The organism is Pseudomonas sp. GD04091 (assembly GCF_029836165.1).
Classification (GTDB): Bacteria; Pseudomonadota; Gammaproteobacteria; order Pseudomonadales; family Pseudomonadaceae; genus Aquipseudomonas.
Window position 1 is genome coordinate 103,851 of record NZ_JAOEBG010000016.1, and the last position, 23,580, is coordinate 127,430.

The following is a 23,580-nucleotide window of genomic DNA, read 5'->3' on the forward strand; positions in this document are numbered from 1 at the left end:
TTACTTGCGACGACGGACGATCATTTTGTCGGTACGCTTATTACCACGGGTTTTCGCACCCTTGGTTGGGAAGCCCCATGGCGATACCGGATGACGACCACCGGAGGTACGACCTTCACCACCACCATGCGGGTGGTCAACCGGGTTCATGGCAACACCACGAACGGTTGGGCGAACGCCGCGCCAGCGTTTGGCACCAGCTTTACCCAGCGAACGCAGGCTGTGCTCGGAGTTCGAGACTTCGCCCAGGGTCGCACGGCACTCAGCCAGTACTTTACGCATTTCGCCAGAGCGAAGACGCAGGGTCACGTAGACGCCTTCACGCGCGATCAGCTGAGCGGAAGCACCAGCGGAACGAGCGATCTGAGCACCTTTACCCGGCTTCAGTTCGATGCCGTGAACGGTGCTACCTACTGGGATGTTGCGCAGCTGCAGGGAGTTACCGGCCTTGATTGGGGCCAGGGCACCTGCGATCAGCTGGTCGCCAGCACTCACGCCTTTAGGGGCGATGATGTAGCGACGCTCGCCGTCTGCGTAGCACAGCAGGGCGATGTGAGCAGTACGGTTCGGGTCGTATTCGATACGCTCGACGGTGGCTGGAATGCCATCCTTGTCGTTGCGACGGAAGTCGACCAGACGGTAATGCTGCTTATGACCACCACCAACGTGACGAGTGGTGATGCGGCCATTGTTGTTACGACCACCAGACTTCGATTTTTTCTCGAGCAGCGGTGCGTGAGGAGCGCCTTTGTGCAGCTCCTTGTTGACCACCTTGACCACAAAACGGCGGCCAGGGGAAGTCGGTTTGCATTTAACGATTGCCATGATGCACCCCTTCCTTACTCAGCACTGCTGCTGAAATCGAGATCTTGGCCTGGCTGAAGGGAGACGATCGCCTTCTTCCAGTCATTGCGCTTGCCCAGACCACGTGCGGTACGCTTGGTTTTACCCAGAACGTTGACAGTCGACACGTTTTCAACTTTTACGTTGAACAGGCCTTCGACAGCTTTCTTGATTTCCAGCTTGGTTGCATCGGTAGCAACCTTGAATACGAACTGGCCTTTCTTCTCAGCCAGAACGGTAGCCTTCTCGGAAACGTGCGGGCCAAGGAGGACTTTGAATACGCGTTCCTGGTTCATCCCAGCAGCTCCTCGAATTTCTTCACGGCCGAGACAGTGATCAACACTTTCTCGTATGCGATCAGACTGACCGGGTCGGAACCTTGAACGTCACGTACGTCGACGTGCGGCAGGTTACGAGCAGCCAGGTACAGATTCTGATCAACAGCGTCGGAAACGATCAGAACATCGCTCAGACCCATGCCGTTCAGCTTGTTCAGCAGATCTTTGGTTTTCGGGGCTTCAACAGCGAAGTCCTGAACCACGACCAGACGGTCGCTACGCACCAGCTCGGCGAGGATGGAGCGCAGGGCTGCGCGATACATCTTCTTGTTGAGCTTCTGCGAGTGATCCTGAGGACGAGCTGCGAAGGTAACACCACCGCCACGCCAGATCGGACCACGGGTAGTACCGGCACGAGCACGGCCAGTACCTTTCTGACGCCATGGGCGCTTACCGCCACCGGCCACGTCAGAACGGGTCTTCTGCTGCTTGGTGCCCTGACGGCCGCCGGCCATGTAGGCCACGACTGCTTGGTGTACCAGCGTCTCGTTGAATTCGCCACCGAAGGTCAGTTCGGAAACTTCGATCGCCTGAGCGTCATTTACATTAAGTTGCATGTCAGTTTCCCCTTAACCGCGAGCCTTGACAGCCGGACGCACGACCACGTCGCCGCCAGTAGCGCCTGGGACGGCACCCTTGATCAGCAGCAGGTTGCGTTCAGCGTCTACGCGTACTACTTCCAGGGACTGAACAGTCACGCGCTCGGCGCCCATGTGACCGGACATTTTTTTGCCCTTGAATACACGACCAGGAGTCTGGCACTGGCCGATGGAGCCAGGGACACGGTGCGATACGGAGTTACCGTGGGTGTTGTCCTGACCACGGAAGTTCCAACGCTTGATGGTACCGGCGAAGCCTTTACCTTTGGACTGACCGGTTACGTCTACCAGCTGGCCTGCAGTGAAGAGTTCAGCTTTGATCAGATCGCCAGCCTGGAAATCGCCTTCTTCAAGACGGAACTCCCAGACACCGCGACCAGCGGCAACGTTAGCCTTGGCGAAGTGACCTGCCTGAGCGGCAGTCACACGCGAAGCACGACGCTCGCCGACAGTGACTTGCACTGCACGGTAGCCATCGGTTTCTTCAGTTTTGAACTGGGTGACGCGATTCGGCTCGATCTCGATGACCGTGACCGGAATGGAGACACCTTCTTCGGTGAAAATACGGGTCATACCGCATTTACGACCGACTACACCAATAGTCATGTTGTAAACCTCATGAGTGTACGGGGCTTTCACCCGCTATGGCCGCCCATTTCAGAGCGTTACACGACCAGACCGAAGTCTTAGCCGAGGCTGATCTGCACTTCCACGCCTGCCGCGAGATCAAGCTTCATCAGCGCGTCAACGGTTTTATCCGTCGGCTGGACGATGTCCAGAACACGCTTATGAGTGCGAATCTCGTACTGGTCACGCGCGTCTTTGTTGACGTGCGGGGAGACCAGAACGGTGAAACGCTCTTTGCGGGTTGGCAGTGGAATTGGACCACGCACTTGTGCACCAGTACGTTTCGCGGTTTCCACGATTTCCTGGGTGGATTGGTCGATCAGGCGATGGTCGAAAGCCTTCAACCTGATACGGATTTGCTGATTTTGCATTGGATTTCAGACTCCAGGCTGTTCCCATCGGGCGCACTACGCCCGTTAAAAGGAGGCGTGATTCTATAGACGCCCCTATTTAGTGTCAACCCAATAAAAAAAGCCCCCGCTGAGCGGGGGCTTTTTCAATCGATCGAGTGATTACTCGATGATTTTGGCTACGACGCCGGCGCCGACGGTACGACCGCCTTCACGGATGGCGAAGCGCAGACCGTCTTCCATCGCGATGGTCTTGATCAGGGTGACAGTCATCTGAATGTTGTCACCTGGCATTACCATCTCAACGCCTTCCGGCAGTTCGCAGTTACCGGTCACGTCAGTGGTACGGAAGTAGAACTGAGGACGGTAGCCTTTGAAGAACGGAGTGTGACGGCCGCCTTCTTCCTTCGACAGGACGTAGACTTCTGCGGTGAACTTGGTGTGCGGCTTGACCGAACCTGGCTTGACCAGAACCTGGCCACGCTCAACGTCGTCACGCTTGGTACCACGCAGCAGAACGCCGCAGTTCTCGCCAGCACGACCTTCGTCCAGCAGCTTGCGGAACATCTCAACGCCGGTGCAGGTGGTGGTGGTGGTGTCACGCAGACCAACGATTTCCAGCGGGTCTTGAACGCGGACGATACCACGCTCGATACGGCCGGTAACAACGGTACCACGACCCGAGATCGAGAACACGTCTTCGATCGGCATCAGGAACGGCTGGTCGATGGCACGAACTGGCTCAGGAATGTAGCTGTCCAGAGTCTCTACCAGCTTCTTGACAGCGGTAGTGCCCATTTCGTTGTCGTCTTTGCCTTCCAGGGCCATACGCGCCGAACCGATGATGATCGGAGTGTCGTCGCCTGGGAAGTCGTAGGTGGACAGCAGGTCGCGAACTTCCATCTCGACCAGTTCCAGCAGCTCAGCGTCGTCTACCAGGTCAGCCTTGTTCAGGAAGACCACGATGTACGGAACGCCAACCTGACGCGACAGCAGGATGTGCTCACGGGTTTGTGGCATCGGACCATCGGCGGCCGAGCAAACCAGGATCGCGCCGTCCATCTGGGCAGCACCGGTGATCATGTTCTTCACGTAGTCAGCGTGACCTGGGCAGTCAACGTGAGCGTAGTGACGAATGGTCGAGTTGTACTCAACGTGAGCGGTGTTGATGGTGATACCGCGCGCTTTTTCTTCCGGAGCCGAGTCGATCTTGTCGAACTCAACGATTGCCGAACCGAAAACTTCGGAGCAAACGCGAGTCAGAGCTGCGGTCAGAGTGGTCTTACCGTGGTCAACGTGGCCAATGGTGCCGACGTTAACGTGGGGAAGGGAACGATCAAATTTTTCTTTAGCCACGACAGTGAACCTCTTGCCTAAAGGGGATTAGCCTTGTTTTTTAACGAGTGCTTCGACGATGTTCGACGGAGCTTCGGCGTATTTGGAGAATTCCATGGAGTAGCTTGCGCGACCCTGAGACATGGAACGAACGTCGGTTGCGTAACCGAACATCTCTCCGAGCGGTACCTCAGCAGTGATTACCTTGCCGGACACCGAGTCTTCATTACCCTGGATCATCCCACGACGACGGCTCAGGTCACCCATCACGTCACCCAGGTAGTCTTCCGGGGTTACAACTTCGACCTTCATGATCGGCTCAAGCACCACGCCACCGCCCTTCTGGGCCAGTTGCTTGGTCGCCATCGAAGCGGCGATCTTGAACGCCATTTCGTTGGAGTCGACGTCGTGGTACGAACCGTCGAATACCGTAGCCTTCAGGCCGAGCAGCGGATAGCCGGCAACAACGCCGTTCTTCATCTGCTCTTCGATACCCTTCTGGATCGGGGCGATGAATTCCTTAGGAATCACACCACCAACGACTTCGTTGGTGAACACCAGACCTTCGGTGATGTTGCCCTTCTCGTCGACGTCCGGCTCCGAGAAACGGATCCAGCAGTGACCGAACTGACCACGACCACCCGACTGACGAACGAACTTACCTTCGATCTCGACGTTGGACTTGGTGATCTTCTCGCGGTACGAAACCTGCGGCTTGCCGACGTTGCACTCGACGTTGAACTCGCGCTTCATGCGGTCAACGAGAATGTCCAGGTGCAGCTCACCCATACCGGAGATGATGGTCTGACCGGTTTCTTCATCGGTCTTGACGCGGAACGACGGGTCTTCCTGGGCCAGCTTGCCCAGTGCGATACCCATCTTCTCCTGGTCAGCCTTGGTTTTCGGCTCTACGGAGAGCGAAATTACCGGCTCAGGGAAGTCCATACGCTCGAGGATGATCGGCTTGTCGGCGTTGCACAGGGTGTCACCAGTGGTGACGTCCTTCATGCCGATCAGAGCAGCGATGTCGCCAGCGCGTACTTCTTTGATCTCTTCACGCTGGTTGGCGTGCATCTGCACCATACGACCAACGCGCTCTTTCTTGCCCTTGACCGAGTTGATGACGGAGTCACCGGAGGTCAGGAAGCCCGAGTAGACGCGGACGAAAGTCAGAGTACCCACGAATGGGTCAGTGGCAATCTTGAACGCCAGGGCCGAGAACGGCTCGTTGTCGTCGGCAGGACGCTCGTCGTACTGCTCTGGGGTGACTTCATCCTTCGGCACGTCGATCAGATCAGGGTGGATACCCTTGATCGCAGGAATCTCGGTTGGCGCAGGCAGGAAGTCGATAACAGCGTCGAGAACCAGGGGAACGCCCTTGTTCTTGAACGAGGAACCGCAGACAGCAGGAACGATCTCGCTCGCCAGGGTACGGGCGCGCAGACCAGCCTTGATGTCTTCGACGGACAGGTCACCTTCTTCAAGGTACTTGTTCATCAGCTCTTCGTTGGCCTCGGCAGCAGCCTCGACCATGTTGCTGCGCCACTCTTCAGCCAGCTCCAGCATATCGGCAGGAATTTCTTCCTCGCGATAGGTGGTGCCCTTGTCGTCATCGTTCCAGTAGATGGCCTTCATCTTGATCAGGTCAACCTGACCCTGGAAGTCATCTTCTGCACCGATAGCCAGCTGGACCGGAACCGGGGTGTGACCCAGGCGGTTCTTGATCTGGCCGACAACGCGCAGGAAGTTAGCACCAGCACGGTCCATCTTGTTCACGTAGACAACACGTGGAACGCCGTACTTGTTGGCCTGACGCCACACGGTTTCGGACTGCGGCTCAACACCGGAGGTACCGCAGAACACAACGACCGCGCCGTCGAGTACACGCAGCGAACGCTCAACTTCAATGGTGAAGTCAACGTGGCCGGGGGTATCGATGACGTTTACGCGGTAGTTGTCGTACTGACCACGGGAACCTTTCCAGAAGGTGGTAACGGCAGCGGAGGTAATGGTGATACCGCGCTCCTGCTCCTGCACCATCCAGTCGGTGGTCGCGGCGCCGTCGTGCACCTCGCCCATCTTGTGGCTCAGACCTGTGTAGAACAGGATCCGCTCGGTAGTGGTAGTCTTGCCCGCATCAACGTGCGCGCAGATACCGATGTTACGGTAGCGGTTAATTGCTGTAGTACGAGCCATAAAGCCCTCGCAAAAAGATTGATGCTTGAATTAGAAGCGGTAGTGCGAGAACGCTTTGTTGGCCTCGGCCATACGGTGCACGTCTTCACGCTTCTTGACTGCAGCACCCTTGCCTTCGGCAGCATCCAGCAGTTCACCGGCCAGACGCAGGGCCATCGACTTCTCGCCGCGCTTGCGGGCGTAGTCTACGAGCCAGCGCATTGCCAGAGCGTTACGACGGGATGGACGAACTTCAACCGGAACCTGGTAAGTGGCACCGCCGACACGACGGGACTTTACTTCGACCAGCGGAGCGATGGCGTCGAGAGCTTTCTCGAAGATTTCCAGGGGGTCGCTGTTCTTGCGTGCTTTGACGGTATCCAGGGCACCGTAAACGATGCGCTCGGCTACGGCCTTCTTGCCGCTTTCCATCACGTGGTTCATGAACTTGGCGAGGATCTGGGACCCGTACTTCGGATCGTCCAGAATCTCACGTTTTGCTGCTACACGACGTCTTGGCATGATAAGCCCTCAAACGGTCTTCAGGTTAGCCCGGGACGTGGGTCTTCGACCCCTGCCCGACCTTACTCTTATCGACTCAAATAAATGGATGTCTGCAAACGACCGATTACTTCGGACGCTTGGTACCGTACTTCGAACGACCCTGGTTACGGCCTTTGACGCCCGAAGTATCCAGAGAGCCGCGAACGGTGTGGTAACGAACACCTGGCAAGTCTTTTACACGGCCGCCACGGATCAGGACGACGCTGTGCTCTTGCAGGTTGTGGCCTTCACCGCCGATGTACGAGGAAACCTCGAAACCGTTGGTCAGACGCACACGGCATACTTTACGCAGTGCCGAGTTAGGTTTTTTCGGCGTGGTGGTGTACACACGGGTGCACACGCCACGACGCTGCGGGCAGTTCTGCAGCGCAGGAACGTCGGACTTCTCGACCGAACGCTTGCGCGGCTGACGTACCAGCTGGTTGATAGTTGCCATCTACTAGCTCCACTGATTGTCTTGCGACTCTATTGTCTTGCAAGAAAGCCAAAAATTGGCGAGACGGAGCCTCACCAAATTTAAGGGTACAAAAGTCTAAAGAGGATCTTGCACCCAGTCAAGACGAGGCCCCGGCCCTCCCCGCCCGGTCATCGGCAACAATTCATGTCACCGATGGCCTTGCGAGGTGCGCCGGGGCCCTGCCCTGTCTTAGTTACCGCTGGAGTTCAGCGCTTCGGTCAGTGCGGCTTCCACCTCACTGGCGCTCACACGCAGCGGCTTGTCGGCATCACGGCGACGCTTGCGCTCGCTGTGGTAGGCCAGACCGGTACCCGCCGGGATCAGACGACCCACGACCACGTTCTCTTTCAGGCCGCGCAGGTAATCGCGCTTGCCGGTGACGGCCGCTTCGGTCAGTACGCGGGTGGTTTCCTGGAAGGAAGCCGCGGAGATGAACGATTCGGTCGACAGCGACGCCTTGGTGATACCCAGCAGCACGCGCGAGAACTTCGAGATGAACTTGTCTTCGCCAGCGAGACGTTCGTTCTCGACCAGCACCTGAGTCAGTTCCATCTGGTCGCCCTTGATGAAGCTGGAGTCGCCGGACTCGGTGATCTCAACTTTACGCAGCATCTGACGCAGGATGGTCTCGATGTGCTTGTCGTTGATCTTCACGCCCTGCAGACGGTAAACGTCCTGGATCTCGTTGACGATGTACTTGGCCAGCGCGCTCACACCCAGCAGACGCAGGATGTCGTGCGGATCGCTCGGACCATCGGAGATGACTTCGCCGCGGTTTACCTGTTCGCCTTCGAAGACGTTCAGGTGGCGCCACTTCGGAATCAGCTCTTCGTACGGATCGCTACCGTCGGTCGGGGTAATGACCAGACGGCGCTTGCCCTTGGTTTCCTTGCCGAAGGCGATGGTGCCGCTGACTTCAGCCAGGATCGAGGCTTCTTTCGGACGACGCGCTTCGAACAGGTCGGCAACGCGCGGCAGACCACCGGTGATGTCACGGGTCTTCGACGTCTCTTGCGGGATACGCGCGATAACGTCACCAACACCGATCTGAGCACCGTCAGCCACACCGACGAGGGCGTTGGCCGGCAGGAAGTACTGGGCCGGTACGTCGGTACCTGGCAGGTACAGATCCTTGCCAGCAGCATCGACCATCTTGATTGCCGGACGGATTTCCTTGCCGGCGGCAGGGCGATCCTTGACGTCCATCACTTCGATGTTGGTCAGGCCGGTCAGTTCGTCGGTCTGACGCTTGATGGTGATGCCTTCTTCCATGCCCACGAAGGTCACGGTACCTTTCAGTTCGGTAACGATCGGGTGGGTGTGCGGGTCCCACTTGGCGACGATGGCGCCAGCTTCGACCTTCTCACCTTCCTTGACCGAAATCACCGCACCGTATGGCAGCTTGTAGCGCTCACGCTCACGACCGAACTCGTCGGCAATGGCCAGCTCGCCGGAACGCGACACGGCAACCAGGTTGCCATCGGCACGCTCGACCTGCTTCAGGTTGTGCAGACGCACCATACCGCCGTTCTTCACCTGGACGCTGTCGGCAGCCGAGGTACGGCTTGCAGCACCACCGATGTGGAACGTACGCATGGTCAGCTGGGTACCCGGCTCACCGATGGACTGGGCAGCGATAACGCCGACAGCTTCACCGATGTTCACCTGGTGACCGCGAGCCAGGTCGCGACCGTAGCACTTGGCGCAGATGCCGTAGCGGGTTTCGCAGCTGATCGGCGAACGCACGACCACTTCATCGATACTGTTCAGCTCGATGAACTCGACCCACTGCTCGTCGACCAGGGTGCCAGCCGGAACAATGACGTCCTCGGTGCCTGGCTTGAACACGTCACGGGCGATGACACGGCCCAGTACGCGCTCACCCAGCGGCTCGACAACGTCGCCGCCTTCGATGTGCGGAGTCATCAGCAGGCCGTGGTCGGTGCCGCAGTCGATCTCGGTCACGACCAGATCCTGCGCCACGTCTACCAGACGACGAGTCAGATAACCGGAGTTCGCGGTCTTCAATGCGGTATCCGCCAGACCCTTACGAGCACCGTGAGTCGAGATGAAGTACTGCAGTACGCTCAGACCTTCACGGAAGTTCGCGGTGATCGGCGTCTCGATGATCGAGCCGTCCGGCTTGGCCATCAGGCCACGCATACCGGCCAGCTGACGGATCTGGGCCGCGGAACCACGAGCACCGGAGTCGGCCATCATGTACATCGAGTTGAAGGACTCTTGCTCGACTTCCTTGCCCTCGCGGTCGATGACCTTCTCTTTCGAGAGGTTGGCCATCATCGCCTTGGACACTTCGTCGTTCGCCTTCGACCACAAGTCGATGACCTTGTTGTACTTCTCGCCCTGGGTTACCAGGCCGGAGGCGTACTGGCTCTCGATTTCCTTCACTTCATCGGTAGCGCTGTCGATGATGCGAGCCTTCTCATCCGGGATGACGAAGTCGTTCACACCGATCGAAACACCGGAGATGGTCGAGTAGGCGAAACCGGTGTACATCAGCTGGTCAGCGAAGATCACGGTCTCTTTCAGACCAACCACGCGATAGCACTGGTTGATCAGCTTGGAGATCGCCTTCTTCTTCATCGGCTGGTTCACCACGTCGTACGGCAGGCCTGCCGGTACAACCTGGAACAGCAGCGCACGGCCGACGGTGGTGTCGACGATACGGGTGTTCTTGGTGACGCTGCCATCACGGTCGTTCACGGTCTCGTTGATACGGACCTTGATTTTCGCGTGCAGGGCGGCTTCGCCGGCGCGGAATACGCGGTCGACTTCCTGCAGGTCGGCGAATACGCGACCTTCGCCCTTGGCGTTGATGGCTTCACGGGTCATGTAGTACAGACCCAGTACAACGTCCTGCGACGGAACGATGATTGGCTCACCGTTGGCTGGCGACAGGATGTTGTTGGTCGACATCATCAGCGCGCGCGCTTCAAGCTGGGCTTCCAGGGTCAGAGGCACGTGAACGGCCATCTGGTCACCGTCGAAGTCGGCGTTGTACGCGGCACAGACCAGCGGGTGCAGCTGGATTGCCTTACCTTCGATGAGCACAGGCTCGAACGCCTGGATACCCAGACGGTGAAGGGTTGGTGCACGGTTGAGCAGTACGGGGTGTTCGCGAATCACTTCGGCGAGAACGTCCCACACCTCTGGCAGCTCGCGCTCGACCATCTTCTTGGCAGCCTTGATGGTGGTCGCCAGACCACGCATTTCCAGCTTGCCGAAGATGAACGGTTTGAACAGCTCGAGAGCCATCTTCTTCGGCAGACCGCACTGATGCAGACGCAGGGTCGGGCCTACGGTAATTACCGAACGGCCGGAGTAGTCCACGCGCTTACCGAGCAAGTTCTGACGGAAGCGACCTTGCTTACCTTTGATCATGTCGGCCAGGGACTTCAGCGGACGCTTGTTCGAGCCAGTGATGGCGCGACCGCGACGGCCGTTGTCGAGCAGGGCGTCGACCGCTTCCTGCAGCATGCGCTTTTCGTTGCGCACGATGATGTCTGGCGCCGACAGATCGAGCAGGCGCTTCAGACGGTTGTTACGGTTGATCACCCGACGATACAGGTCGTTCAGGTCGGAGGTCGCAAAGCGACCGCCATCCAGCGGAACCAGCGGACGCAGGTCCGGCGGCAGCACTGGCAGGACGGTCAGGACCATCCACTCAGGCAGGTTGCCCGAGCCCTGGAAAGCTTCCATCAGCTTCAGGCGCTTGGACAGCTTCTTGATCTTGGTTTCCGAGTTGGTCTGCGGAATCTCTTCACGCAGGCGACCGATCTCGTGCTCCAGGTCGATGGCGTGCAGCAGCTCGCGGACAGCCTCGGCACCCATGCGGGCGTCGAAGTCGTCACCGAACTCTTCCAGCGCTTCGAAGTACTGCTCGTCGTTGAGCAGCTGACCCTTCTCGAGGGTGGTCATGCCCGGATCGATCACTACGTAGCTCTCGAAGTAGAGCACGCGCTCGATGTCACGCAGGGTCATGTCCATCAGCAGGCCGATACGGGACGGCAGCGACTTCAGGAACCAGATGTGGGCGACCGGCGAGGCCAGTTCGATGTGCGCCATGCGCTCACGACGAACCTTGGCCAGGGCGACTTCAACGCCGCACTTCTCGCAGATCACGCCGCGGTGCTTGAGGCGCTTGTACTTGCCGCACAGGCACTCGTAGTCCTTGACTGGGCCAAAGATCTTGGCGCAGAACAGGCCGTCACGCTCAGGCTTGAACGTACGGTAGTTGATGGTTTCCGGCTTTTTGACTTCACCGAACGACCACGAACGGATCATTTCAGGCGACGCCAGACCGATGCGGATGGCGTCGAACTCTTCGACTTGACCCTGGTTTTTCAGCAAATTCAGTAGGTCTTTCAAGGCCTTTCCTCCTGGCGGAGCAGGGAGCGGGCATTACCTGCCCCACTCCCCTTCGCGTCACGTGTTATTCGGTTTCCAGATCGATATCGATACCGAGCGAACGGATCTCTTTGATCAACACGTTGAAGGACTCGGGCATGCCCGGCTCCATACGGTGATCGCCATCCACGATGTTCTTGTACATCTTGGTACGGCCGTTCACGTCGTCCGACTTCACTGTGAGCATTTCTTGCAGAGTGTATGCCGCGCCGTATGCTTCCAGCGCCCACACTTCCATCTCCCCGAAACGCTGACCACCGAACTGTGCCTTACCACCCAGCGGCTGCTGGGTAACCAGGCTGTAGGAACCAGTGGAACGCGCGTGCATCTTGTCGTCCACCAAGTGGTTCAGCTTGAGCATGTACATGTAACCAACGGTCACTGGACGCTCGAACTTGTTGCCGGTACGGCCGTCGAACAGCTGCATCTGGCCGCTTTCCGGCAGGTCTGCCAGTTTCAGCATGGCCTTGATCTCACGTTCCTTGGCACCATCGAAGACCGGAGTTGCCATTGGCACGCCTTTCTTCAGGTTGTTCGCCAGGGCCATGATTTCCGCGTCGGTGAACTCTTCCAGGTTCTCCTGACGGCCACCGATCTCGTTGTAGATCTCGGTGAGGAAGCCACGCAGCTCAGCGGCTTTACGCTGCTCTTCGATCATGCGGTCGATCTTCTCGCCCAGACCCTTGGCCGCGAGGCCCAGGTGGGTTTCGAGGATCTGCCCGACGTTCATACGCGAAGGTACGCCCAGCGGGTTCAGTACGACGTCGACCGGAGTACCGTTGGCGTCGTGCGGCATGTCTTCGACCGGCATGATCACCGAGACGACACCCTTGTTACCGTGACGACCGGCCATCTTGTCACCCGGCTGGATGCGACGGCGGATTGCCAGGTAGACCTTGACGATCTTCAGTACGCCCGGTGCCAGGTCATCGCCCTGCTGCAGCTTGCGCTTCTTGTCTTCGAACTTGTCGTCCAGCAGACGGCGACGATCGACGATGTACTGCTGAGCCTTTTCCAGCTGCTCGTTCAGTGCATCTTCGGCCATGCGCAGTTTGAACCACTGGCCGTGCTCCAGACCGTTCAGCACGTCGTCGGAGATCACGGTACCTTTCTTCAGGCCCGCACCACCGTCGACCACCTGGCCGTTCAGAGCGGAACGCAGACGCTCGAAGGTTGCGCCTTCGACGATGCGGAACTCTTCGTTCAGGTCCTTGCGGATCTCGTCCAGCTGCATCTTCTCGATGGCCAGGGCGCGGCTGTCGCGCTCCACGCCGTCACGGGTGAAGACCTGTACGTCGATGACGGTACCCTTGGTGCCGGTCGGCACGCGCAGGGAGGTGTCTTTGACGTCGCTGGCCTTCTCGCCGAAGATCGCACGCAGCAGTTTTTCTTCCGGAGTCAGCTGGGTCTCGCCTTTCGGGGTGACCTTGCCGACCAGGATATCGCCGGCGCCGACTTCGGCACCTACGTAGACGATACCGGCCTCGTCCAGCTTGTTCAGCGCAGCTTCACCCACGTTCGGGATGTCCGCGGTGATTTCCTCTGGGCCGAGCTTGGTGTCACGCGCCACGCAGGTCAGTTCCTGGATGTGGATCGTGGTGAAGCGGTCTTCCTGAACCACACGCTCGGACAGGCAGATGGAGTCTTCGAAGTTGAAGCCGTTCCACGCCATGAACGCGATGCGCATGTTCTGACCCAGAGCCAGCTCACCCATGTCGGTGGATGGACCATCGGCCATGATGTCGCCACGTGCGACCACATCACCTTTGCTCACCAGCGGACGCTGGTTGATGCAGGTGTTCTGGTTCGAACGGGTGTATTTGGTCAGGTTGTAGATATCAACACCGGCTTCACCGGTCTCGACTTCGTCGTCAGCCACGCGAACGACGATACGGCTGGCGTCGACCGAATCGATCACACCACCGCGGCGAGCGACCACGCAGACACCGGAGTCACGGGCGACGTTGCGCTCCATGCCGGTACCTACCAGCGGCTTGTCGGCGCGCAGGGTCGGAACAGCCTGACGCTGCATGTTCGAACCCATCAACGCACGGTTGGCGTCGTCGTGCTCGAGGAACGGAATCAGCGAGGCAGCGACGGAAACAACCTGCTTCGGCGATACGTCCATCAGGGTGACGTCTTCCGGCGCCTTGACGGTGAATTCGTTCAGGTGACGGACCGCTACCAGCTCGTCGATCAGTTGCTTCTTGTCGTTCATCGCGGCCGAAGCCTGAGCGATGACGTGGTCAGCCTCTTCGATCGCCGACAGGAACACGATGTCGTCGCTGACCACGCCTTCCTTCACCACACGGTACGGGCTTTCCAGGAAGCCGTACTGGTTGGTGCGGGCATAGGCCGCCAGGGAGTTGATCAGACCGATGTTCGGACCTTCAGGGGTCTCGATCGGGCACACGCGGCCGTAGTGGGTCGGGTGTACGTCACGGACTTCGAAGCCTGCGCGCTCACGGGTCAGACCACCTGGGCCGAGTGCGGAGACACGGCGCTTGTGGGTGATCTCGGAAAGCGGGTTGTTCTGGTCCATGAACTGCGAGAGCTGGCTGGAACCGAAGAACTCCTTCACCGCCGCCGCGACCGGCTTGGCGTTGATCAGGTCCTGCGGCATCAGGCCTTCGCTTTCAGCCATCGACAGACGCTCTTTGACCGCGCGCTCTACACGCACCAGGCCAACGCGGAACTGGTTCTCGGCCATCTCGCCGACGCAACGCACGCGACGGTTACCCAGGTGGTCGATGTCGTCGACGATGCCTTTGCCGTTACGGATATCGACCAGGGTCTTGAGAACCTCGACGATGTCTTCCTTGCTCAGCACGCCCGAACCTTCGATCTCGGTACGACCGATACGACGGTTGAACTTCATGCGGCCGACGGCGGACAGGTCGTAACGCTCGGCGCTGAAGAACAGGTTGTTGAACAGGGTCTCGGCGGCATCCTTGGTTGGCGGCTCGCCTGGACGCATCATGCGATAGATCTCGACCAGAGCTTCCAGCTGGTTGCTGGTGGTGTCGATCTTCAGGGTATCCGAGATGAACGGACCGCAGTCGATGTCGTTGGTGTACAGAGTCTCGATGCGCACGACCTGAGCCTTGGCGATCTTGATCAGCAGCTCGGTGGTCAGCTCGGTGTTGCACTCGGCCAGGATCTCGCCGGTCGCCGGATGCACGATGGCCTTGGCGGTGGTGCGACCCAGTACGTACTCCATCGGCACGTCCAGCTCTTTCACGCCAGCCTTTTCCAGCTGGTTGATGTGGCGCGCGGTAATACGGCGGCCCTGCTCGACGATGACCTTGCCGCTGCCGTCATGGATGTCCATGACCGCGACTTCACCACGCAGACGCTGTGGCACCAGCTCCAGGCTCAGCTTTTCGCCGGAGATGTGGAACACGTTGGTGGTGTAGAAGGTGTTCAGCACTTCCTCAGTGCTGTAGCCCAGCGCGCGCAGCAGTACCGAGGCCGGCAGTTTGCGGCGACGGTCGATACGCACGAACACGCAGTCCTTCGGGTCGAACTCGAAGTCCAGCCACGAACCGCGGTAAGGGATGATGCGAGCGGAGTACAGCAGCTTGCCGGAGCTGTGAGTCTTGCCACGGTCGTGGTCGAAGAACACACCTGGCGAACGGTGCAGCTGGGACACGATCACACGCTCGGTACCGTTGATAACGAAGGTACCGTTCTCAGTCATCAGGGGGATTTCACCCATGTAGACTTCTTGCTCTTTGATGTCCTTGATCGCTTTGTTCGACGATTCCTTGTCGAAGATGATCAGGCGCACCTTCACACGCAGCGGGACCGCGAAGGTCACACCACGCAGGACACATTCCTTCACATCGAACGCCGGCTCGCCCAGGCGATAGCCGACGTACTCCAGGGCAGCATTGCCGGAGTAGCTGATGATCGGGAATACCGATTTGAAGGCCGCATGCAGGCCGACGTCGCGGAACTGGTCCTTGGATGCTCCCGCCTGCAGGAATTCGCGATACGAATCCAGCTGGATGGCCAGGAGGTAAGGCACATCCATGACGTCCGGCAACTTGCTAAAGTCCTTGCGGATACGTTTTTTCTCAGTGTATGAGTAAGCCATCAGCATTCCCCAGCTTGGTCACCTGCTTGTTTGGCATCTCCCGGCGGGAGCAGCCGAAAATCGTGCAAACCACTTGGTTTGCGCCACCCTCTTGGGTGTCTTGCAGCGCGTTATCGGGGCCGACCTGATCGGCCACCAATAACGGAAAAAGGCCGGTGGCATAAGCCACCAGCCATCAGCCCTTCGCTCAACGCTCGGACTGGAGTCGCAAAGTCGAAATTACTTCAGCTCGACTTTAGCGCCAGCTTCTTCCAGCTTCTTCTTCGCGTCTTCAGCGGCTTCTTTCGAAACGCCTTCAGCGATAACCTGAGGAGCGCCGTCGACTTTCTCTTTGGCTTCTTTCAGGCCCAGACCGGTCAGCTCGCGAACAGCCTTGATCACGTTGACTTTCTTGTCGCCAGCTTCGGTCAGAACGACGTTGAACTCGGTCTGCTCTTCAGCAGCGGCGGCAGCAACAGCTGGGCCAGCGGCAACAGCGGCAGCAGCGGTAACGCCGAAGGTTTCTTCCATCGCTTTGATCAGTTCAACAATTTCCAGAACGGTTTTCTGGCCGATCGCTTCGATGATTTGCTCGTTAGTCAGAGACATGACTATGTATTCCTGTATTGGGGTGACAGCCTACGCGGCCATCAAATTAAACGTTTGATTTCGAAAGAGACTACGCAGCCTTAGGCGGCAGCGGCTTCTTTCTGGTCGCGCAGAGCTGCCAGAGTACGAGCCAGCTTGCTGGTTGCACCTTGGATCACGCTCATCAGCTGTGCGATAGCCTCGTCGCGAGTTGGCAGGGTTGCCAGCACGTCGATCTGGTTAGCGGCAAGGAACTTGCCGTCGAACGCAGCTGCCTTGATCTCGAACTTGTCCTGACCCTTGGCGAACTCTTTGAACAGACGGGCAGCAGCGCCCGGGTGTTCGTTGGAGAAGGCGATCAGGGTCGGGCCTTTGAACGCATCGTTGAGGACCGAGAACTCGGTGCCTTCAACAGCGCGCTTGAGCAGGGTGTTACGTACGACACGTACGTAAACGCCAGCTTCGCGGGCCTCTTTACGGAGTCCGGTCATTGCGCCTACAGTCACACCACGGGCATCGGCCACGACAGCGGACAGAGCGACTTTGGCAGCCTCGTTGACTTCAGCGACGATGGCCTTCTTGTCTTCGAGTTTAATTGCCACGGGTTTACTCCTGGTTTCTACCGTTTCATCTGGCCGAAGCCGGATGTCGTTTTGGTGTCTGATTCGCGAACGAATCGGGAGCACCATCTGCGTAGGCTTGTCGTTTAAGGCTTGCGCCGCCTACGGTCTTGGATAGCCCCCGCCAGGCAGGGACCCCAATTTAGTAGCCGGTGCGACCAGGTCGCACCGACCGAGCATTACACGTCCAGCGAGCTCTGATCGATGACCAGACCTGGGCCCATGGTGGTGCTCAGGGTAACGCGCTTGACGTAGATACCTTTCGAGGAAGCCGGCTTGATACGCTTCAGATCGGCGATCAGGGCTTCAACGTTTTCCTTCAGCTTGCCGGCTTCGAAGCCAACCTTGCCAACGGAGGTGTGGATGATACCGTTCTTGTCGGTACGGTAGCGAACCTGACCAGCCTTGGCGTTTTTCACGGCAGTGGCTACGTCCGGGGTCACGGTACCTACTTTCGGGTTAGGCATCAGGCCGCGAGGACCCAGAACCTGACCCAGCTGACCTACAACGCGCATGGCATCAGGGGATGCGATGACGACGTCATAGTTCAGGTCGCCGCCTTTCATTTCGGCAGCCAGATCGTCCATACCTACGCGGTCAGCGCCGGCAGCCAGAGCGGCTTCAGCAGCTGGACCCTGGGTGAAGACGGCAACGCGAACGGTCTTGCCAGTGCCGTGCGGCAGCACGGTAGCGCTGCGAACGACCTGGTCGGATTTACGCGGGTCAACACCCAGGTTTACGGCGATGTCGTACGACTCGACGAATTTGGCAGTCGGCAGCGAAGCCAGCAGAGCGGCGGCTTCTTCGAAGTTGTAGGCCTTGCCTGCTTCGATTTTCTCGGCGATAGCCTTTTGGCGCTTGGTCAGCTTAGCCATTACACACCCTCCACGTTCAGGCCCATGCTACGGGCAGAGCCGGCGATGGTGCGTACAGCAGCGTCCAGGTCAGCGGCAGTCAGATCGGCCTGTTTGGCCTTGGCGATATCTTCCAGCTGAGCACGGGTAACGGTACCGACCTTGACGGTGTTCGGACGGGCCGAACCACTGGTCAGGCCAGCAGCTTTCTTCAGCAGAACCGAGGCAGGGGTGCTCTTGGTCTCGAAGGTGAAGCTACGGTCACTGTAGACAGTGATGATCACTGGAGTCGGCAGACCTGGCTCTTGACCCTGGGTACGGGCGTTGAAGGCCTTGCAGAATTCCATGATGTTCACACCGTGTTGACCCAGTGCTGGACCAACGGGTGGGCTTGGGTTGGCCTGGCCGGCCTTTACTTGCAGCTTGATGTAAGCCTGAATCTTCTTAGCCATGAGCTACTCCAAAATCGGGTACGAACGCCAGACGGCTCCCCGGATGACTTGCGTTTTATCCCAGTGACGACAAAACCCCGCAGCACATAGGGCTGCGGGGTATGGGATGCTTCGTTCCGCTAGACCTTCTCGACCTGGCTGAACTCGAGCTCCACCGGAGTGGAGCGACCGAAAATGAGCACCGCGACCTGCAGGCGACTCTTCTCGTAGTTAACTTCTTCGACACTGCCGTTGAAGTCAGCGAAGGGACCGTCAATGACGCGAACCACTTCACCCGGCTCGAACAGCGTCTTCGGCTTGGGCTTGTCACTGCCGTCGGCCACGCGACGCAGGATGGCCTCAGCCTCTTTATCGGTGATCGGCGCAGGCTTGTCTGCGGTACCACCAATGAAACCCATGACTCGAGGGGTATCCTTGACAAGGTGCCAAGTCCCTTCGTTCATTTCCATCTGGACCAATACATAGCCAGGGAAGAATTTACGCTCGCTCTTGCGCTTCTGGCCGTTACGCATTTCGACGACTTCTTCGGTCGGGACCAGAATCTCGCCGAATTCGTCTTCCATGCCAGCCAGCTTGACACGCTCGATCAGGGAGCGCATGACATGCTTCTCGTAACCCGAGTAAGCATGAACAACATACCAACGCTTAGCCACGAGACACCCTTAGCCAACGATCAAGGAGACCAACCAGCCGAGCAGGGAGTCGAGACCCCACAGCAGCAGTGCCATAACCAGAACTACAGCCACGACAATCAGCGTGGTCTGGGTGGTTTCTTGGCGGGTTGGCCACACGACTTTACGGATCTCGGTACGAGCTTCCTTCGCCAGCGCAAAGAACGACTTGCCTTTGGCGGTCTGCAGGGCAACGAAGCCAGCGACTGCAGCCAAAGCGAGCAGGACGAGTACGCGATACAGGATCGGAGAGGCAGAGTAATACTGATTACCCACTACGCCCACGACTACCAATGCGACAACAGCCAGCCACTTGAACAGATCAAAACGCGATTCTTGGGCTTCAGTTTTGGGAGTCATCAAGGAGGATCCTGTGAGAAGAAAGCCAATCACACCGAGGTGAATGGCAGGTCAGGAGGGAATCGAACCCCCAACCTACGGTTTTGGAGACCGTCGCTCTGCCAATTGAGCTACTGACCTATAACGCTGTATCAGGCCGGCCATTATACCGGCCCGATCAAATAAATCAACTACTTATTCAATAATTTTTGCTACGACGCCGGCGCCGACGGTACGACCGCCTTCACGGATGGCGAAGCGCAGACCGTCTTCCATCGCGATGGTCTTGATCAGGGTGACAGTCATCTGAATGTTGTCACCTGGCATTACCATCTCAACGCCTTCCGGCAGTTCGCAGTTACCGGTCACGTCAGTGGTACGGAAGTAGAACTGAGGACGGTAGCCTTTGAAGAACGGAGTGTGACGGCCGCCTTCTTCCTTCGACAGGACGTAGACTTCTGCGGTGAACTTGGTGTGCGGCTTGACCGAACCTGGCTTGACCAGAACCTGGCCACGCTCAACGTCGTCACGCTTGGTACCACGCAGCAGAACGCCGCAGTTCTCACCAGCACGACCTTCGTCCAGCAGCTTGCGGAACATCTCAACGCCGGTGCAGGTAGTGGTGGTGGTGTCACGCAGACCAACGATTTCCAGCGGGTCTTGAACGCGGACGATACCACGCTCGATACGGCCGGTAACAACAGTACCACGACCCGAGATCGAGAATACGTCTTCGATCGGCATCAGGAACGGCTGGTCGATGGCACGAACTGGCTCAGGAATGTAGCTGTCCAGAGTCTCTACCAGCTTCTTGACAGCGGTAGTGCCCATTTCGTTGTCGTCTTTGCCTTCCAGGGCCATACGAGCCGAACCGATGATGATCGGAGTGTCGTCGCCTGGGAAGTCGTAGGTGGACAGCAGGTCGCGAACTTCCATCTCGACCAGTTCCAGCAGCTCAGCGTCGTCTACCAGGTCAGCCTTGTTCAGGAAGACCACGATGTACGGAACGCCTACCTGACGGGACAGCAGGATGTGCTCACGGGTTTGTGGCATCGGACCATCGGCGGCCGAGCAAACCAGGATCGCGCCGTCCATCTGGGCAGCACCGGTGATCATGTTCTTCACGTAGTCAGCGTGACCTGGGCAGTCAACGTGAGCGTAGTGACGAATGGTCGAGTTGTACTCAACGTGAGCGGTGTTGATGGTGATACCGCGCGCTTTTTCTTCCGGAGCCGAGTCGATCTTGTCGAACTCAACGATTGCCGAACCGAAAACTTCGGAGCAAACGCGAGTCAGAGCTGCGGTCAGAGTGGTCTTACCGTGGTCAACGTGGCCAATGGTGCCGACGTTAACGTGGGGAAGGGAACGATCAAACTTTTCCTTAGCCATCGATACAGTCCTCCGCAGAAGAAATAGTCATACCGCTGATAAAACAAAGGCAGATATTTTCATATCTGCCTTTGTCTATATGGAGCTCTTGAGCGGACTTGAACCGCTGACCTCACCCTTACCAAGGGTGTGCTCTACCAACTGAGCTACAAGAGCGAAACACTTTGCGCAATAACAGCAAACTTGGAGCGGGTAGCGGGAATCGAACCCGCATCATCAGCTTGGAAGGCTGAGGTTCTACCACTAAACTATACCCGCGGAGCTTGCGGCTCTCGCTAAAACTGGTGGAGGGAGAAGGATTCGAACCTTCGAAGCTCTCGCAACGGATTTACAGTCCGTCCCCTTTGGCCGCTCGGGAATCCCTCCTGCTTTGTGGGCGGCATTTTCAACTCTTGCCGTCCTGCTGTCAAGCTTTTTTCAATTAAATCTTGAAGTTAGCTACTTTGACAACCGCTTCCAGCGCCACCACCTCAGTGGTGTTCCCTGTGAAGCGGGCGCCATTCTATCAAGCTATTCAGCAGTTGCAATACCCTCGCACAAAATAATTTTGTGTTTTAAGTCTTTGAAATCCTTAGAAAGAATCGAGAGCACCGTTTGGTCCAGCAAACGCTCGCTGTCAGGGGCAACCTTGAGCCAGAAACCGTCCGCACCCGGCAGCTGACCTGCGACCGGCACAGCGCTGATATCGAGGCTCAGCAGACGCTGGCGCAAGGCATCGAGCTGTTCTCGCGCCGCAACGCCGCCCACCACCAGGCACTCATCACGACGGCGGGCGGGCGCCGCAGCCCCAGTCTCGCGCAACAGGCGGATTTCCTGCTGGCTGCCCTTGTACAACGAGAGCGGCGCGACCTCTTTCACCTTGAGAGGGGCCTCCTGCTGATGCCAGACGTAATAGAAGACGTTCAGCACGAGCAATAGCAGAAACAACCAGCGCATAGACACCTCAGTTCAATGGGCAGGCCATGGCCAGGCCGACGAATACCAGGTCTGGAATGATCCGCGCCTGGGGAGCGGCCTCGCGCACCAAGGGTGCGTCGCCACCAGTGAGGAACACCGTGAAGTCGTCACCCCACAGCGCCTCGGCCTGCTCGATCTGAGCGCGAGCAAACCCCTGGAGCATCAAAACGCAACCGCGCTCGACCGCCTCAACCGTGGAGCGACCAGGAGCAAGGCTGCTCAATGCCCGCTCAGCAGAGGCGTCGTCATAGCGGATACGTCGAGTGTGCGTTCGCAACTGGCTGCGCATCAGCGGCATCCCCGGGCATATGTAGCCACCCAGGTGCTCGCCATCGGCAGCCACGAAGTCAGCCTTTGCTGCAGTTCCGAAGTCGATGATCAAGCAGGCACCTTTGGCCAGATGATACGCACCGAGCGCTGCCAGCCAGCGGTCCATGCCCAGCCGCTGGAAGTCTTCATAGCCATTTCGGACTCCAGCCATTTCCCTGACCGGCTGAGCGACACTCACCGCAACACCGAAGCTGTCCTGGAGCAATGCACACAGCGACGAGGTTTCCTCTTCGCTGCGCACACTGACCATTCGGCAGCCGACAAGGCGCAGGCCGACAAGCGCGGCGACCGCGGCCAGCAGAGCCTGATCAGAGTCGACAATGCCGCCACCGGTGATCGCTGCATCGGCGACATGGATCACACGCCACTTAATAAAGCTGTTCCCACAGTCGAGCTCAAGAATCATCACGCAACCTCAGACTGAGCTCGCCACCGCTGAAGCTCTTTTCGACACCATCGACTTCAAGACGCAAGCCGCCCTGCCCATCCACGCCCAGAGCCACACCATCGACGCGCGTAGTACCGGCGGTAAGCGACACTTTTCGGCCTTGCCAGAGATGCGCCTGTTCCCACTCTTCCTGGAAAGCCGCGAAACCGTAGCGCCGATGCCGCGCCAGTTCATGCTGCAGCTGACGGCTCAACAAGGCCACCAGCTGGTTGCGATCGACTACCTGGCCCAGCTCCCCGCGCATCGAAGCCCAGGGCTGATCGATCTGCTCATCGGCCTGCATGTTCACATTGATGCCGATACCCAGGACTACATGACAGACGTCGGCAGGATCGCCCACCAGCTCCAGCAGAATGCCGGTGATTTTTCGCCCCTTGACCAGGACGTCATTAGGCCACTTGAGCCCGACTTCCTGCAGCCCGAACGCCTGCAGCGTTCGCATCACCGCCAATCCGACCACCAGACTCAAACCCTCGAGCTGGCGCATGCCACCATCGACCCGAAGAACAAGGCTGTAATAGAGGTTTTCAGCAAACGGGCTGACCCAATGGCGACCTCGACGACCACGACCAGCACTCTGACGCTCGGCCAGCACCAGAAACGGAGCCACCTGCCCTCCGCCGACAAGCCTGAGCCCCTCAGCATTCGTGGAGTCAATGGTTTCGTGAATGAAAACAGGCCACTGCTCACCCTCGGAATACTCGGCGATCGCGCGCGATTCAAGCAGATTCAGCGGTGCTGCCAGCTGATAGCCACGGCCGCGGACCTTGTGAATGGTCAGGTTCAGCTCGCTCTCGAGGTGCTGCAGCTGCTTCCAAACGGCGCTACGGCTTACCCCGAGGGCAACCCCCAGGGCTTCCCCGGAATGGAACCGGCCATCCTTGAGGAGATTCAACAACTTCAGCATGCCAGTCTCGACTTGGAATAAGGCTGGCATGATAGCCACGCCCCGAGAGCTTGCATAGGAAAAGGGCTACCGCCGGGCTCGCAGCTGGCGTTTTACCTGTAGGAGCGGCCTTGTGCCGCGAAAGCGCCGCAACGCGGCCCGGACAATCCTGAAACAGATCCAAGATCCTGGGGGCGCTACGCGCCCCTTTCGCGACACGAGGCCGCTCCCACAGGGCTTTGGGAATACAGG

General features: G+C 58.4%; 21 protein-coding genes and 4 tRNA genes. All 25 read right to left on the reverse strand.

Annotated elements, in window-relative coordinates; genetic code table 11:
• Entirely contained in the window at positions 1-825 is an 825-nt protein-coding gene (gene rplB, locus N7422_RS18750) for a 50S ribosomal protein L2 (RefSeq protein ID WP_279807936.1), read from the reverse strand.
• 14 nt (positions 826-839) lie between these two features.
• Positions 840-1,139 (reverse strand): 50S ribosomal protein L23, encoded by a 300-nt coding sequence (gene rplW / locus N7422_RS18755; protein ID WP_003255484.1) that lies wholly within the window; start codon positions 1,137-1,139, stop codon positions 840-842.
• The gene (rplD, locus tag N7422_RS18760; RefSeq protein WP_003255485.1) at positions 1,136-1,738 is read right to left on the reverse strand and encodes a 50S ribosomal protein L4; all 603 of its coding nucleotides are present in this window, start codon (positions 1,736-1,738) and stop codon (positions 1,136-1,138) included. The genes rplW and rplD overlap by 4 nt, the downstream gene beginning before the upstream one ends.
• A 12-nt stretch (positions 1,739-1,750) precedes the next feature.
• On the reverse strand, positions 1,751-2,386 hold the full coding sequence (gene rplC, locus N7422_RS18765) for a 50S ribosomal protein L3 (protein WP_054893562.1): 636 nt from the start codon (positions 2,384-2,386) through the stop codon (positions 1,751-1,753).
• Positions 2,387-2,466: 80 nt separating this feature from the next.
• Positions 2,467-2,778: a 30S ribosomal protein S10 gene (gene rpsJ, locus N7422_RS18770; RefSeq protein ID WP_003186070.1), complete on the reverse strand. Its 312-nt coding sequence runs from the start codon at positions 2,776-2,778 to the stop codon at positions 2,467-2,469.
• A gap of 141 nt (positions 2,779-2,919) precedes the next feature.
• Positions 2,920-4,113, reverse strand: a complete 1,194-nt coding sequence (tuf, locus tag N7422_RS18775; protein ID WP_003255489.1) for an elongation factor Tu — start codon at positions 4,111-4,113, stop codon at positions 2,920-2,922.
• Between the two features lie 27 nt (positions 4,114-4,140).
• A complete protein-coding gene (fusA, locus tag N7422_RS18780; protein ID WP_279807937.1) occupies positions 4,141-6,288 on the reverse strand; it encodes an elongation factor G in 2,148 nt (715 codons plus the stop codon).
• A gap of 30 nt (positions 6,289-6,318) precedes the next feature.
• The gene (gene rpsG / locus N7422_RS18785; protein ID WP_003246741.1) at positions 6,319-6,789 is read right to left on the reverse strand and encodes a 30S ribosomal protein S7; all 471 of its coding nucleotides are present in this window, start codon (positions 6,787-6,789) and stop codon (positions 6,319-6,321) included.
• 106 nt (positions 6,790-6,895) lie between these two features.
• Complete coding sequence (rpsL, locus tag N7422_RS18790) at positions 6,896-7,267, reverse strand: 30S ribosomal protein S12 (RefSeq protein ID WP_003255492.1); 372 nt, start codon at positions 7,265-7,267, stop codon at positions 6,896-6,898.
• 210 nt (positions 7,268-7,477) lie between these two features.
• Positions 7,478-11,677: a DNA-directed RNA polymerase subunit beta' gene (rpoC, locus tag N7422_RS18795; protein WP_279807938.1), complete on the reverse strand. Its 4,200-nt coding sequence runs from the start codon at positions 11,675-11,677 to the stop codon at positions 7,478-7,480.
• A gap of 64 nt (positions 11,678-11,741) precedes the next feature.
• Positions 11,742-15,815 carry a DNA-directed RNA polymerase subunit beta gene (gene rpoB, locus N7422_RS18800; RefSeq protein WP_279807939.1) on the reverse strand — a complete coding sequence of 1,358 codons (4,074 nt, stop codon included), beginning with the start codon at positions 15,813-15,815 and terminating at the stop codon, positions 11,742-11,744.
• A 219-nt stretch (positions 15,816-16,034) separates the two neighbouring features.
• A complete protein-coding gene (gene rplL / locus N7422_RS18805; RefSeq protein WP_011531883.1) occupies positions 16,035-16,403 on the reverse strand; it encodes a 50S ribosomal protein L7/L12 in 369 nt (122 codons plus the stop codon).
• Positions 16,404-16,483: 80 nt separating this feature from the next.
• The gene (gene rplJ / locus N7422_RS18810; protein ID WP_009397369.1) at positions 16,484-16,984 is read right to left on the reverse strand and encodes a 50S ribosomal protein L10; all 501 of its coding nucleotides are present in this window, start codon (positions 16,982-16,984) and stop codon (positions 16,484-16,486) included.
• A 197-nt stretch (positions 16,985-17,181) separates the two neighbouring features.
• Positions 17,182-17,877, reverse strand: coding sequence for a 50S ribosomal protein L1 (rplA, locus tag N7422_RS18815; RefSeq protein ID WP_279807941.1), 696 nt, complete (start codon positions 17,875-17,877; stop codon positions 17,182-17,184).
• Entirely contained in the window at positions 17,877-18,308 is a 432-nt protein-coding gene (gene rplK / locus N7422_RS18820) for a 50S ribosomal protein L11 (protein WP_011531881.1), read from the reverse strand. Before rplK ends, rplA begins: the two co-directional genes overlap by 1 nt.
• 119 nt (positions 18,309-18,427) lie before the next feature.
• Positions 18,428-18,961 carry a transcription termination/antitermination protein NusG gene (nusG, locus tag N7422_RS18825; protein WP_011531880.1) on the reverse strand — a complete coding sequence of 178 codons (534 nt, stop codon included), beginning with the start codon at positions 18,959-18,961 and terminating at the stop codon, positions 18,428-18,430.
• Between the two features lie 9 nt (positions 18,962-18,970).
• A complete protein-coding gene (secE, locus tag N7422_RS18830) occupies positions 18,971-19,339 on the reverse strand; it encodes a preprotein translocase subunit SecE (protein WP_011531879.1) in 369 nt (122 codons plus the stop codon).
• A gap of 44 nt (positions 19,340-19,383) precedes the next feature.
• A tRNA-Trp gene (locus N7422_RS18835) sits at positions 19,384-19,459 on the reverse strand.
• Between the two features lie 54 nt (positions 19,460-19,513).
• Positions 19,514-20,707, reverse strand: coding sequence for an elongation factor Tu (gene tuf, locus N7422_RS18840; RefSeq protein ID WP_003255489.1), 1,194 nt, complete (start codon positions 20,705-20,707; stop codon positions 19,514-19,516).
• A gap of 80 nt (positions 20,708-20,787) precedes the next feature.
• Positions 20,788-20,863, reverse strand: a tRNA-Thr gene (locus tag N7422_RS18845).
• A gap of 28 nt (positions 20,864-20,891) precedes the next feature.
• A tRNA-Gly gene (locus N7422_RS18850) sits at positions 20,892-20,965 on the reverse strand.
• Positions 20,966-20,989: 24 nt separating this feature from the next.
• A tRNA-Tyr gene (locus N7422_RS18855) sits at positions 20,990-21,073 on the reverse strand.
• Positions 21,074-21,217: 144 nt separating this feature from the next.
• Positions 21,218-21,643, reverse strand: a complete 426-nt coding sequence (locus tag N7422_RS18860; protein WP_279807942.1) for a hypothetical protein — start codon at positions 21,641-21,643, stop codon at positions 21,218-21,220.
• Positions 21,644-21,650: 7 nt separating this feature from the next.
• Positions 21,651-22,400 (reverse strand): pantothenate kinase, encoded by a 750-nt coding sequence (locus tag N7422_RS18865; RefSeq protein WP_279807943.1) that lies wholly within the window; start codon positions 22,398-22,400, stop codon positions 21,651-21,653.
• Positions 22,390-23,349 carry a bifunctional biotin--[acetyl-CoA-carboxylase] ligase/biotin operon repressor BirA gene (gene birA, locus N7422_RS18870; RefSeq protein ID WP_279807944.1) on the reverse strand — a complete coding sequence of 320 codons (960 nt, stop codon included), beginning with the start codon at positions 23,347-23,349 and terminating at the stop codon, positions 22,390-22,392. The genes N7422_RS18865 and birA overlap by 11 nt, the downstream gene beginning before the upstream one ends.
• Between the last annotated feature and the right edge of the window lie 231 nt (positions 23,350-23,580).